The organism is Chryseobacterium sp. T20 (assembly GCF_047345655.1).
Taxonomy (GTDB): domain Bacteria; phylum Bacteroidota; class Bacteroidia; order Flavobacteriales; family Weeksellaceae; genus Chryseobacterium.
Genome location: NZ_JBLFDU010000010.1, coordinates 69,737 through 83,877, shown reverse-complemented (window position 1 = coordinate 83,877; position 14,141 = coordinate 69,737). Strand labels below are relative to the sequence as shown.

General features: G+C 32.7%; 8 protein-coding genes. 6 read left to right on the top strand and 2 right to left on the bottom strand.

The window, feature by feature from the left end; genetic code table 11:
- The first annotated feature begins 30 nt into the window (after positions 1 to 30).
- Together ACMA47_RS19515 and ACMA47_RS19510 are read left to right on the top strand one after the other, a co-directional pair.
- Positions 31 to 1,500, top strand: a complete 1,470-nt coding sequence (locus ACMA47_RS19515; protein WP_413931117.1) for a serine hydrolase domain-containing protein — start codon at positions 31 to 33, stop codon at positions 1,498 to 1,500.
- A 13-nt stretch (positions 1,501 to 1,513) separates the two neighbouring features.
- The gene (locus tag ACMA47_RS19510) at positions 1,514 to 2,524 is read left to right on the top strand and encodes a S41 family peptidase (RefSeq protein WP_413931116.1); all 1,011 of its coding nucleotides are present in this window, start codon (positions 1,514 to 1,516) and stop codon (positions 2,522 to 2,524) included.
- Positions 2,525 to 2,628: 104 nt separating this feature from the next.
- On the opposite strand, the gene ACMA47_RS19505 is transcribed toward ACMA47_RS19510, so the two are convergent.
- Positions 2,629 to 5,025 carry a hypothetical protein gene (locus tag ACMA47_RS19505; protein WP_413931115.1) on the bottom strand — a complete coding sequence of 799 codons (2,397 nt, stop codon included), beginning with the start codon at positions 5,023 to 5,025 and terminating at the stop codon, positions 2,629 to 2,631.
- A 486-nt stretch (positions 5,026 to 5,511) separates the two neighbouring features.
- On the opposite strand from ACMA47_RS19505, the gene ACMA47_RS19500 reads away from it, so the two are divergent.
- On the top strand, positions 5,512 to 7,422 hold the full coding sequence (locus ACMA47_RS19500; RefSeq protein WP_413931114.1) for an amidohydrolase: 1,911 nt from the start codon (positions 5,512 to 5,514) through the stop codon (positions 7,420 to 7,422).
- Positions 7,423 to 7,540: 118 nt separating this feature from the next.
- Here ACMA47_RS19500 and ACMA47_RS19495 read toward each other — a convergent pair whose 3' ends face one another.
- The gene (locus tag ACMA47_RS19495; RefSeq protein ID WP_413931113.1) at positions 7,541 to 8,557 is read right to left on the bottom strand and encodes an alpha/beta hydrolase; all 1,017 of its coding nucleotides are present in this window, start codon (positions 8,555 to 8,557) and stop codon (positions 7,541 to 7,543) included.
- A 691-nt stretch (positions 8,558 to 9,248) separates the two neighbouring features.
- On the opposite strand from ACMA47_RS19495, the gene ACMA47_RS19490 reads away from it, so the two are divergent.
- The 3 genes from ACMA47_RS19490 to ACMA47_RS19480 all read left to right on the top strand — a co-directional run bounded on the left by ACMA47_RS19490 (position 9,249) and on the right by ACMA47_RS19480 (position 14,048).
- Positions 9,249 to 9,920, top strand: a complete 672-nt coding sequence (locus ACMA47_RS19490; protein ID WP_413931112.1) for a hypothetical protein — start codon at positions 9,249 to 9,251, stop codon at positions 9,918 to 9,920.
- Between the two features lie 521 nt (positions 9,921 to 10,441).
- Positions 10,442 to 11,740 carry a putative phage abortive infection protein gene (locus ACMA47_RS19485; protein WP_413931111.1) on the top strand — a complete coding sequence of 433 codons (1,299 nt, stop codon included), beginning with the start codon at positions 10,442 to 10,444 and terminating at the stop codon, positions 11,738 to 11,740.
- Position 11,741: 1 nt separating this feature from the next.
- A complete protein-coding gene (locus ACMA47_RS19480; RefSeq protein WP_413931110.1) occupies positions 11,742 to 14,048 on the top strand; it encodes a DUF262 domain-containing protein in 2,307 nt (768 codons plus the stop codon).
- The last annotated feature ends 93 nt before the right edge of the window (positions 14,049 to 14,141 follow it).

Here is a 14,141-nt window from a genome sequence, read left to right as displayed (position 1 = left end):
TAATGCAGTTTTAATACATAAAGTAATACCATGAAAACTTTTATATACTTACTGGTTCTTGCTATCATAATGACGGGTTGCAAGGCAGGGCATACAACACTGTCTCAAAAAAAAGACTATAGCTTTCTTACAGATAGTTTACATGTTGAAAAACAATTGGAGAAGTATAAACTTCCGGGATTTAGTCTTGTTGTTTTTGAAAATTATGAGATTGTCTACTCAAATCAAGTAGGGGTGAAATCCATGAATTCTAAAGAAAAACTGGATGTAAATACTGCTTTTTCTTCAGCTTCTATTACAAAACCCATAACGGCACTTCTTTGTCATATCCTTGAAGAGAAAGGGTTGATTAATTTGAATGATCCGATAGATAAATATTTAAAACGCTGGCATCTGCCAAAAAGTAAGTTTACTGAAAATAACAGCCCAACCTGGAAACAGTTTTTTAACCATACTTCGGGGACAAGCCAGGGGGGATTTTCAGATTATTATGAAGGAGATAAAATTCCCACGATCAAAGAAAGTCTTTTAGGGCAGATCCCGGGATACAGCAAGGAAATTGAATTTCTGTTCACACCAGGAACTGATTTTGCCTATAGCGGAGGCGGATATGTGATTGTTCAAATGGCATTAGAAGATACTTTAAATAAATCTATTGCAGAATTGGCACAGGAATATATCTTTTCACCCCTTGGTATGAAAAATACTACTATGATACAACCTAATGAAAAAGGGTTTCCAACGAATGTAGCTTCTGTTCACGATAAAGAGGCAAAAGTTATTAAAAAGGGATTGCCCATTACCCCACAAGTGGGAGCATCAGGAATGTGGTCTACCCCTACAGATCTGGCTAAGCTTTCTATTGAGATACAAAATGCTTTGCGCAATAAAAATAACAAAGTAATTTCTCATCAGGTCGCCAAAAAAGTAGCAGAAGTTACGGCTTTGAAAAATGCTGTTGGCGGATGGGGCAATGGATGGCAGAGATCTGTAGCGTATAACAACTATGATTGGTTGATGTGCAGTGGTTCCAATACCGGAGTTGGAGGAAGTATTTTTGCCAGTATGAAAGAGGGAAATGGTTTTGTAGTTCTTGCGAATGGTGAAAAACCTAACCGTATCCCGGTGATCAATCAAACCCGAATCAATATTCTGAAATTAATGGATTGGAACAATAAATTGTCTGGTAAAGACACTCAGGAAATACCATTAAGTTTAAAAAAGCAACTCATTGGTACTTACAACGACTTTCTTTATGGGCAAGGAGCGGATACAAAAATTGTAGAAAGAAACAATCGTCTCTATGTTGAAAATCAGTTTTTAGAATATTTTAAAGGAACTAATGATAATGAATTGGTATATCTGAAAAACGGACGTTTTGCCATTGTAGATTATCCGAATCTATTAAAATTCGATTTCAGTAATGGAAAGCCAAGTGCTGTCATCTTAACACGAGATGCTCTGGAGACAAAGATTGATATTACCCGCGAAAATAAATAAATACCCATTTCCCATGAAAAAATTAGTGACCGGAATTGTTCTCTTTCATTCTCTGCTGGCTTATGCACAGAAGGATAGTAAAACAATGGTTCTTTCTGAAATTACCGAAAAAGTGAAGCGCTATTATGTAGATAAAGAAGCTTACAAAAAAGTAGAATCTTCATTTCAAAGTGATCTTAAAAAAGGAACGTTTAATACATTGAATAAAAATGATTTTGCAGCGTTTATTGGCCAGAAACTGAGATCGGATATAAAGGACTATCATTTTTCTTTCAGATATCTGGAAAATTATAGCCCCGAAAAGGTAGTGGATGAGAAAGAAAAAGAAAAACTGCACGATTTTCACAACAGTCTTGAGAATTTTGGTTTTGAAAGTGTCCGACGGTTGGAAGGAAATATAGGGTATATCAATTTTAAAGGATTTGCTTCCCCAAAATCCAGTGCCAATACACTAGCTGCTGCCATGAATTTTGTTGCCAATACGAACGCTTTGATTATTGATCTTAGAGAAAATCAAGGGGGAGATAATGATATGCTTCTGCTATTCTGTAGCTATTTTTTTGATAAGAAAACAGATCTTTATACCACTTATTTCAGACACGAAGATAAAATCGTAACCAACAGCACGCAGGCAGAGGTTTCAGGAACGAAATATCTTCATAAGAAAATCTATATCCTGACCAGTAAAAATACTTTTTCTGCAGCAGAAGGACTTGCCTACTTTTTGAGGGAGCATCATCTGGCCGAAATAATAGGGGAGAAAACTCCGGGAGCGGCCAATCCGGTAGATCCTTTTGTTATTCAAAATCAATATTTACTACTTATTCCTACAGGCAAAGTAAGTTCTTCGCTGGATGGTAAAAACTGGGAGCATATCGGGTTGAATCCTGATCTGAAAGTAGAGGCTAAAGATGCTTTAAAAGCAGCTCATCGTAAAATTTTAAAAGACATTTTAAAAACTGGAACAAAAACAGAGCTAGCTCCATCCGAAATAAAAAATCTTGTTCATCAACTGGAACAATAAGTGAATTGGAAGCTCTTGTTATCTATCTATTATAATGCAAAAAGAAATTTTTAAAAGCATACTCATAAAAAAGGGACAAGCTAAATACAACTTGTCCCATATGATTATTTTAAAACCTGCTGTTCATAAAGAAGATTATCGTCTTCATCAAAGCTTATGATCAACACCTTAAATTGTTTTGCACTGTCGTTATTAAAGAATTTAATTCTTGGCGGAACATAATCACTGTCAAATAAATTAGGATTCCAGTATAATGTCTCACGGGTATCATTTTCAATTTTTTCCGGAGCATCATTATCTATCATTTCAATAGGGAATTCTGAAGGTTTATCATATCCCTTGATGATGGATGAATTGTTCTTTTTAACTTCTTTTTCGTTGCTTTTAGATTTCATGTTGCCCCTCATTGTGTAGATAGCGACAGCATCACCTACTAGACCTGATGCTTTAATGATTTTTACCATTGCAATATTATTGATGGAAAGGCTGGCAATCATACTAGGGTCAGTAGGTATTTCATCTAAAAAGAGCTTAGCCTGCTGGCCGCGGATATAAGGTACGTTGGCTCCTGAATTGTTTCTCTGAAACGTCAGACCAGCAGCTCTTCCCTGAAGCCAGTCTAATATATTGGTTGATCCCGAAATATTCTGGTCTTCATTTACAAAGTCAAATATAGTAGAATTGACAGCACTGAACATTCCGCTGGAAAGTTGTTTATCAAGATCTGCCTTCGCATCTTTCTTTTTTCCTACCAAAGCAACTTCCTGAATTTGGATATCATTACTCTCTTTCTTTTTTATATTTTTTTGCGTATTGATGGCTCTGGAAATAGTTGGAGGAAGAGCTTTATTTTTATCAGTTTTAACCAATGTATATGGAGTCGTAGGGAAATTACCTTTAAATTGAGAGGGAGTGACTAATGGCTCTATGGTGACAAACAAATCATCATTTCCTGATTCTTTATTTTCTGAATTGACAAAGGCTGAAATTTCCAGAGGTTCATCATTATTAATATTATTTAAATAAATATATCCGCTTTGATCTGTTTTGAATTGATTAAAGGTAGGTGTATTTTTACCTAATCTCAAGATTAAATTGACATTTGTGTTAATCAGCAGGGTGTTATTTTTAATAGGTTTTACCTTATAAGAAAGATACTGCTGAGACTGAGTTTTAATGGTGGGTGTAGCTCCGCTGAGTACAGCATTCCAGTCGAATCTTTTCCAGTTTTCTGAAATAAGAAGAGCGTCCAAAGCCTCAGTGTTGGCATTCTTAGAGAAGTATTGTGCCGGGCTGTCTATTCTTGTGGTAAAATCTCCCGTTAGCCAAAGACTGCTCAGAATATTGTCTTCTTCAGGAATTGGGCTACCATTATCTTCACTTACCACAACTGTATAATTTTTGAAATAAGATTCCGGAGAAAGATCGATACTATTGAAAGCTCTTGGGGTTGGTTTTAAGCTCTGACCTACTATTTCTGCTTTCTCAACCTTTAAATTACCAGGTTTTATAAAGCAAAGCCTTTGTACCACCACATTGTCCTGTTCATCAAGAATAACCAATTGCAAGATACCATTTGCGCCGTTGCTGATTTTTGTAGGAATAAGACTTGATGCTTCATTGGTCAGGTGGTTGATGTTGGCTCTATAAGCAAGATGGTTATTGATGAGTCCAATAATTTTATAACCCTGAAGCTGTTGTTTTAGATTTACACCTTTTAAATTGTATTTTATTCCTTCTTTAGAGCTTGAAACTTCCATATTCAGTCCGCTGTCTGCAACTTGTGGTAAATCTATTGTGTGGCTTTTTCCTGTATTGTCCTGAATAATAGCCTGATATTTCTTTCCGGATGCTGGAGTTATCTTAAAAGAAGCAACATTTTTATCAAAAGATTTGAATGTAGTAACAGGAGTATTGGGATTCTGACTGTCTATTATTTTTCCGGACCAGTTTTCCGGCAGAGAAGAATTGGAAGATAATCTTACAGCAAACTTTGTAGGCATACCGTTAATGAAAGTTCCACCTTCCGGAAAGACCTTGGCAGACCAATCGGAACTCTTGGCGATCACCAATGATTCTGTAGAGTTTGGATTGTAAACCGGAATTGTTTTGACAATTTGGAAGTCTTCATTAAAATTGGTCATGTAAGGGGTGTAAGCTCTTACAAAATAAACCTGTTCGGGAAGATCTTCTTTCAGTTGAAAATCCCCGCTGCCTTCCCCATTGGTGAGGAGTACCGTTTTCCAGTCTATTAATTTCTTATCAGAATTGTACAGCTCAACAAAAAGAGTAGTGGATAATGCAGAGCGGTTATATCCGTCAAATACAAAACTTTTGAACCAGATTTTATCACCAGCTGCATATTGCGATTTGTCGGTAAGTACATATACTTTTTCCTGCTCGTAATTATCCTCAAGATTGGTAATTGCTTTTTCTAATTTGGTTTGTGCCAGTACTGGCTGTACCATTGAAAGAAGCAATACACAGAACATATTTTTCATAGAAATCTCAGCACATTTTAATTCTTTGCTAATGTAGTCATTTCAAGGCTTCTGGAGTTGATATTTAACATGTTATTTCACAAGAGTAAAAAGAATTTGATGATGTTTTCAAGTCAGAAATCTTGAGATACAGTGCATGGTGAGACATTTGAGAATGGCAATAGGGAATTGTGAATTAAACAGGAACTTGCTGTAAATTAAAATTTTAGAGATGAAAGTTTAATCAACATTTAGTGATAAAAAATATTTTGAATGAATATTTTTATTATTTTTATAAAATAAACTAAAACATGAAAATATATGAAATTTATTCACTTTCCCGAATTCAACCTGACATAGAACCTTAAAAAATCCTTTTAATTTAAATTACCAATAAGCCTCATCTGATGAGAGGCCTGTAGTTCTATGCACATCAAGATAAAGCATAATTAAAAATCAATACAAACAAAATTAAGCTTAAACAAATCCTTAAATCCAATTATTCCTATGGAAAAATCACACAATCACACGCATGGCTGCACTCATTGCTCTTGCCACAATCCTGTTTTGGATGTTCTTAAAGAAGAACTTTTCAGTGCAGAAAATATGACCAAAATAAATCCGGGTTCCGGAAAAGCCACCCACGAAAAACCCCAAACTCTCATGATAAGCGGAGGAATCATCCGCCCTATGATCGGAGGATCAACAGCTACCGTTGAATCTGTCGGGATCGCTGATGGAAAAGTAGTAGTTACCGGTACAAAAGATCAGGTAGAAGAGTATATGAAACAGCACTATCAAGGGTTTCAAAGAAAAGAATTAACCGGTACTCAAACTTTACTTCCGGGTCTGATAGAACCCCATGTTCATATGGTTCCAACAGCAATGATGCAGGGCTGGCTGGATCTGAGCCCTTTTGAAGGACAGAACTTAAAGGCTGTCTATGACCTGACCTCTGTGGGCGCCATCATCAACGATCATATTCCTAAAATTCCAGGTGCTGTAATTTTAGGTAGAGGACTGGATCCTTCATTAATGCCTTTTAAGGAAAAAGACGGTAAAAAAGAGTTAATAACCATCGATAATCTACTACTTGACAGTATTAATCATACTACACCGATGATGTTGTTAAGTGCTTCCATGCACACCCTTTATCTGAATACCAAGGCGCTGGAATATGTATTTAAACATAATTCTGATATCAGTGACGAGTATAAAACCGTTGAAAATTATATTGCTGAGACTAAAGGTCAGCTGCAGGAAGGTTTACAAATGACTCCTGCATTGAAGACGGTAAAGCTGCAGATCATTTCGATGAGCATAGAGATTAATAAATACCTTACCAACCTTTTCAATACGGCAAATTCAAGAGGCGTTACTTTTATGTATGATGCCGGACTGAATAAAGGTTCTGAAACACTTTTAACCAAATATTTTGAGACCCACCCTGAGTTGGTAAGAACAGGAGGTGCTTATCTATGTTCCAGCCAGGAAGATGTTGATAAACTGGAGCCTTATAAAGAACCGGAGCATTATAAACCTGTATATAATGGACATATTAAAGTGGTTTCAGATGGTTCCAACCAAGGATTGACCGGCTATCAGAGCGCTCCTTATCTGTGTAATCCTGCCAATAATACAGGAGTGTTTAATTTCCCGCAGACAGGTATTCCTGCGCATACGATTCCACCAAGCTATAATACATTAATCAATACGGTTGTAGCTGTGAAAGGCTGGCCACTGATGGTTCATGCCAATGGAGATCAGGCGGTAACATTTGCCATCAATGCTTATCAGCGTAGTTTGGCTCAATATAGAGGCCCTGAGCTTCGTAACCGTATTGAACACTGTTCACTGCTGACATCAGAGCAAATTACCAATATGCTTCAAATGGGAGTATCTCCAAGTTTCCTGATCGGTCACGTAGGTTACTGGGGCTATGCTTTTAAAGAAGTGATATTCGGGGAAAAAGCGCAAATGCTTGATCTTTGTGGTTCAACGCTTGCTGCCGGTATGAGAATTACCCTTCACAGTGATAATGAGGTGAGTCCATTAGGTCCTCTGAGAATGATGGAACAATCCATTACGAGAATCATGGAAAAGAACCCTAATAATATTGAAGTTTTAAACAGTGCGGAACGTATTACCCCTGAACAGGCTTTAATTGCCGTTACTTATGATGCTGCCTGGCAGTGTTATGCAGACAAATGGGTGGGATCGTTAAATGAAGGGTACTTCGCTGATTTTGTTATTTTGGAACAGGATCCTCTTTCATTGAATACGCCATCATTACAGTATATGAAAATGAGAGACATTCCGGTATTGGAGACCTGGGTAGGCGGTATATCTGTGTATCCGAAAAGTAAAAATGTAAAAACAGTAACTGAAGAAGATATTCTTTTTTCAGATCAATCATAAAAGGTTCTGAAAAGGACTTAAATAATTGCTAATCAAATAACCATCAGAGCAGATCATTTCTGCTCTGATTTTTGTTTTTGATACTGTACTGTAATTGAGGTAATTATTTATTTCAATATTATTTGTTCTTGACATAAGTGTCAATCATTTTTTGAAATTTTGGATTATTAATATAAACATCAAAGCTATGGCTGTTTTGCCCATCAAAATTATCAACGGTAAAAAAACTATAGGTAGATTTTAGATTATTATATGCTCTGTCATTGTAGCCTAAGGTTGTAGGATTCAATTCATTTTGAAGACCGATGAATTTTTTCAACACGTAATCGTCTTTATTGGTTGTAATGTGAATGTTTTTTAATTGTGGGCTGAAGTTTCTATAAGCCCTGTTGTCCGATTGTTTTGTGAAATCAATTTCTCCAATGGCGGGTGCGAGCATGATGCAAACAATCCGATTGGCGTTTTCAGAAAGAGGGGTGTTGTTGTCAACAGCTATACCGAGGCTTTCTGTATCTCTTCTGAATTTATCATTGTAAGGGGGATTGCTTAGAGAGCTTAGGACAACTGATGCTCCCCGGCTATGCGAAATTATAAAAATATCTTTATTGTGTATTTCATTGAGAATCTTTCGCAATCCAAATTCTCCGGCCATTTGGCTGTATCCAGTTGCATAAAACCATATTCTTGCTGAGCTGAATGGGTTATTCGAGGTGAGTCCATCCCAGTAGAATTCAATGATCTGATCTTGCGTAGGATCTATATTGATTTTTGTGCGTAAAAGGTCATAATTTTTTTTAGATTTTGCTTCATTATTATTGTAACCATGAACGAAAATGAATACTCTTTTTTTGTTTGAAACATCTCTATGGTATTCTGCAAGTTTTTTAGTTTCAAAATTGGTTAGAATGTGTGTTGTATTATTCTGTTGAGCAGTTAGGTATAATGAGGATGTTTTTTTGTATGGACCTATTTGTGTATCCCAGTTTTCAGTATAGAAATTGCCATTAAGATCTACAAACGCTACCGTTGTATTTGGAGGAATCTGTATGTTGGGGTTTGTACTGTTGGGAATATTATTTGTGCGGCACGAGCACAATATAATATAAAGACAAATGATTAGATAGTGCTTTTTCATAATATTTTGATTTATAGATTATGCAAATTTTGATTTTCTAAGTATAGATTGATGGAGAAAAGTCTAGGTAGTCACTGCTGAAAATGATATATTGTTGATAGCCAATTGCTAATAAGACGGTTGAAACCAATTTCTTAAAATGAATCCAGCCTGCTTGAGATAACAAATTGTAAAACCTTGGGATGGTCTTATTTTATTTGAGGTAGTATTGGTGTTTTCCAAATATGATGAATTCTCTCAATAAACCTTTCCTTGCATTTCAATATTGTTGGGTGTAATTTTGTGTGGGGGAAAATGCAAAGAATATTTTTATTGGAAGATATTTCTTGTGATGGTTTTAGTTTTTTATAACACTAATATACGATTTTATATTGATTGTTGTAAAATAAGTTATTATAATTTATTATAATTTATTTTATTTGATAAAATAATACCGTATGTTGTTTATTTTTAAAATATATGTACCTAGTATAAAAAAATAGTATTTGTCGTGTAATCAGTCTGAGTCATCGCTATAAGATATAGAATTAACATTTTTGTAAAATATAAGCACGCACATTCAGGTATAGAATGCCATAATTTTTTCTATATTTATAATAAGTAAGTATATGTTTTACTAATGGTTAGAAAAATGGCTTGTGTTTGTATTGTACACTCTAAAGCATGCCTGTAAATAATATAAAAAAAGACAATGCCAATAAACTCAATACCTCCGGACGGAGGCCTGTTATATAAGGAAACAGATATGACTCAGTTTTTTCCTGAGCCTTTAAATGCAATAACAGCCCTATTATTTTTAGCCATCGCCATTTTCTGGACCCTCAAAATGAAGGGTAATTTTAAAAAATACCCTTTTTTAACCTACTGCCTGGTTTTATTATATATTGGTGCTATAGGAGGAACGGTTTACCATTCTTTCAGACAGTGGCCGGTATTTATCATGATGGATTGGCTGCCTATTATGTTGCTCTGCCTGTCTGCAGGATTTTATTTTATAGCCCAGAGTACCCGATGGTATTATGCTGTTGTCCTGGTTCTGGTATATACAGCACTTATGATGGGTTTGAGAAACTGGATTTTGGTTGATAACCCTTCTCTTTTTATCAACGTCAATTATGCTATCATGGCTTCATTTGTAGTTTTCTCGGTACTAAGGTATTTGATCTATACCCAATGGAAAGCTGGCAAATGGGTCGGCTTTGCTGTATTGTCATTTGTGTTTGCACTGACCTTCCGTATCGCTGATAAATGGGAATGGTTCAGTTTCGGGACGCACTTCTTATGGCATACTTTCGGGGCGGTGGCGACGTTTTGTATGTTTAATTATATTAGTCTGACGAGGGATGAAATTGGGAAGAGGTAGGTGGTTTTTATTTCTGATGTGCAAAGTTTTCTGATTTTGAGGTGGTGAATAAAATCATTTCAATTAAACTTGCTCCGAGCTCAAGAGACTTCAGAGAGTAGAGTGGTTTTTGGAAACAATACGAAAATTATTAGTATGTAAAAATGGATTCCCGTAAAGCGATTTTTTTGAATTAATAATTAAAAATATTAAATTACACCACTCTTAAATGAATGTATTTTTACCTTTATTATTAATATAATATTGTTAAAAATATAATTAAAAAATAAAAGAGAACTTATATTGTAGTAAACTAATATATCATAATTCCTTAATTAAACAAAAATGCAAGCAAGTATTCCATCATCATTACATAGTTTAGTATGTCTTATTTGATTCTTCTAAGTATTCTAAATTCGTATTGCCAGTAAATATTTTGAATATGTCTATATTGATTTACAATTGATTCAAAGTACCATTTAAACTTTGAACTCTTTTGGTATTTTTTAAACATTAACCACTTATATTTTATATTAAAGTATATGAGTAATATAATAAATCAGCCTGATGAAAAAGAGGCGTTTTTTTCTGAAAAAACAGGTAAAATATTAAGCATTTTTGGTTTAACAACCATTGGAATTACAATTATTTTATACGTCCTTTTTGGTAGTTGGTACTTTGAATGGTATTTTGATGAAGCTATAATGGGACAGTTTGGAGATTTTATTGGGGGGTTTATAGGAAGTTTATTTTCTTTAGCTGGGGTGATTCTATTTTATGTTGCATTGAAAGAACAAAGAAAAGACATCAATATAAATCAGCAAAATCTAGGATTACAAACTGATGCTCTGGAACAACAAGTTATTGAATTTAAGAATCAAAAAGAAGAACTTATTGAGACGAGAAAAGTTTATGAAGAACAAACAAAACTAATTATGGAGCAGACTAACCTTTACAAATTACAGAATAGAGAAATGAAGGAGCAGTCAGGAATAGCAAAAGCTCAACAATTTGATACTAGTTTTTTTTCATATTTATCAATATTTAATGAGTTGAAAAATTCTTTAAATCATTTGATCCCATCAAAAAATTATTTTGGTATGTTAACAGGAAAATTAAAAGGGATTCAATTAGATGAAGATAGTATAGGTGAATCTATTAACATAATTTGTGAAAAGTATCTCGAAGTTTATAATGAAAATAAAGATAAACTTTCTCCATATTTTAAAACACTTTACCGACTAATGGTTTTGGTAGATTCTGCTAATATAGATGAATATAAAAAAAATGAATATTTCAAACTTATACGATCACAATTATCTGACGATGAACTCCTTGTATTGTACTATAATTACCATACGAGTTTAGGGATGAAAGTTAGGTCATATGTTATTAAATATGGGTTATTTAAACACTTAAATACACTCGATAAATTTGAGTTTGAATGTGAATTAGTTGGAATAAAAAGATATAAACTAGAGCAATTTTTAAAAAATAATGAGCATATTATTGTTGATGGTCTCAAAAACTTTGCAAGCATTGAATCAAGTACTGATATCTTTAAGTCTATTACCTACGAATTGCTAGGATTAAACATTGAAGTTAAGTTAGAAATCAGTAATAATTTTAAATTTTCCTTGATTTTTGATTTGAATGATTTTAATAACCACTCAGATATTACTAAAGAATTAATAAAAAAAATAATTAGCCGACATTTGTACGCGATATTATATTTTTCAAAGTTTCAAACCCCAACAGAATCTGAGTTAAATATATCTGTTATTGAGACTGATCAGAGAATAGAGTTTTTATTTATAGTTGAAAATTTACAAAATTTATAATATGGGTAATCTAATTGAAAAAAATTTCATAGATATTTTTAAAGGAAGTTTAAAAATTACTCCTAGGACTTTATCTATTAAGACATTGTTAAGTGACCGCAATTTAAGACGAATTGATTACAAACCATATTATCAACGTAATTATGTTTGGGATAATGTAAAGCAAACTTTTTTTATAGAAAGTGTTCTGCTAGGCACTGAAATTCCTCCTCTAATTTTGTTTAAGTCTGGAACAAGTATTGAAGTTATTGACGGAAGACAAAGATTTGAAACTTTAAAAAGATTCATTGAGAATGATTTTACTTTGACTGAAAAAGGTTTATTATCATTGCCAGCTTTAGCTAAGCAAACATATAATAAATTAAGCGATGAAGTAAAAGAAATATTTTGGAACTCTAACATAAGAATTTTTGAATTTGAAGTTATAGTTGGAATTGATGAAAAGTTAGAGGACAAAATAAAAAAAGAAATTTTTAGACGATATAACACTGGAATAACCTCGTTGACTTCAGTTGAAGTCGATGCTGCAAAGTATGATACGGATTATCTTTCTAAATTATTTGATACGGAATTAAAAAAGGATGATTTTTATCTAAATGTTAAAACATGTTTCTTTGAAAATGACTACAATACAGCAGATTTAATAGAGAAAATGATAGATGCTTTACGTCGTTCATTTATTCTTTCAAAATTTCCTATTTCACAATATGCGAGAGGAACAAGAAGAAGTGAAATCATGTCAATATTATATGAAACATTTACCAATACAATTGAAGATCTAGATTTTGAATTTTCCATTTACATAAAGCAACTTGAAACACTTTTTAAAATTAATAATTTTTTCATTAAAAATAAGTTTGATCATAAAAATAGATTTTTGAATGAAGCATTGTTCTGGGGAATCAGAATCTCTGAACAGGAAGGGGTTATATTGGATGCTAATGATATACAAAATGAATTACTAAAGTATTTACAAAAACATCAACTTATTTATTCTGAAGATAGCGCTTACTATTATAAAAATATAATGGAAAGATTTTCTAATATTGCTATGTTTTTTGAGAATAAATTTAATATAGACTTTGAAATATATATAAGGAAGTCTGAATTTAATGAAGAATTAAAAAATTTACTTCAAACGGATAGCGATGCACAAGATGTTCTAAAGAAATTAGCAAGTTTAAGAATAAATAAGCCTTCTCCTGTATCTAAACCAATCGAAGAGATATTATCTGATGTTAAGTCTTATAAGTACCTTATACGACCATCATATCAACGTCAAGAAAAAATATCAGTTCTAAAAGCATCTTCTATTATTGAGAGTATTCTTTTAGGAATTAATTTACCCCCGATATTTATATTTAAAAGGAAAGACAATGTTAAAGAAGTTATAGATGGACAACAACGATTATTATCTATTATTGCTTTTTTAGGAAAAGCATATGTTAATGAAAATGGAGCTTTAACTTATTCAATAAATAATAATTTTAAGTTAAAAGGATTAAAGATATTGAATAAAAATGGAATGAATTTTTTGGCTTTATCACCATTAGAACAAGATAAAATTTTGGATTTTATTATAGATGAAATAATTATTGAACAAAGCCTTAATGATCAATTTTCTGCAACAGATTTGTTTATTAGATTAAATCAAAAACCTTATCCAATTAATAATAATTCCTTTGAAATGTGGAATTCTACAGTAGATAATGAAATTATAAGTAAGATCAAAGCTGTTACCTATGAAAACATACAATGGTTTTATAGTAAGGAAAGAATAGAAGGAAGAACTGATAGAATGGAAAATGAAGAATTAATAACAATTTTATCATATTTAATTTATCATCTAGATAAAAATGAATCATACAATAAAGTATTGGGGTTATTTCCAAGAATTGATAGGATTACTTGTAGAATTAAAAATAAGTCTGCAATAACAGATTTCCTGACAAAGCTGGATGAAAATAGTGAAGAAAAACAATTGTTTAATAAAAGTATTGATAAAACTAAAAAATTAATAGATGATTTTGGTGGATTATTTAATCCTGATCATAGAAAGGATGAAATAAATGAATTTTTTAATGTTAAAAACTCAAAATCGTTTAGAAGATCTTACCAAGATTTTTATATTACATGGTTAGTACTATATGCCAAACAGAAAGAACTGGACTCTAAAACAACAATAAAAAATATTATTAGAGATATGCTGATACTCTTGAAAAATGCGAAAAATGAAAATGTTAACAATGATTATTTTGAACGTTTTTCTGCTAAATTAGATTCAATAATAGAACAATATAAATCTTAAATAACGATTGTTATAATTATTCTACATAACAAATCTTAATGAATTAACCAATCAAGATTATCTTATACAGATATTCTTGATTGGTTAATATTT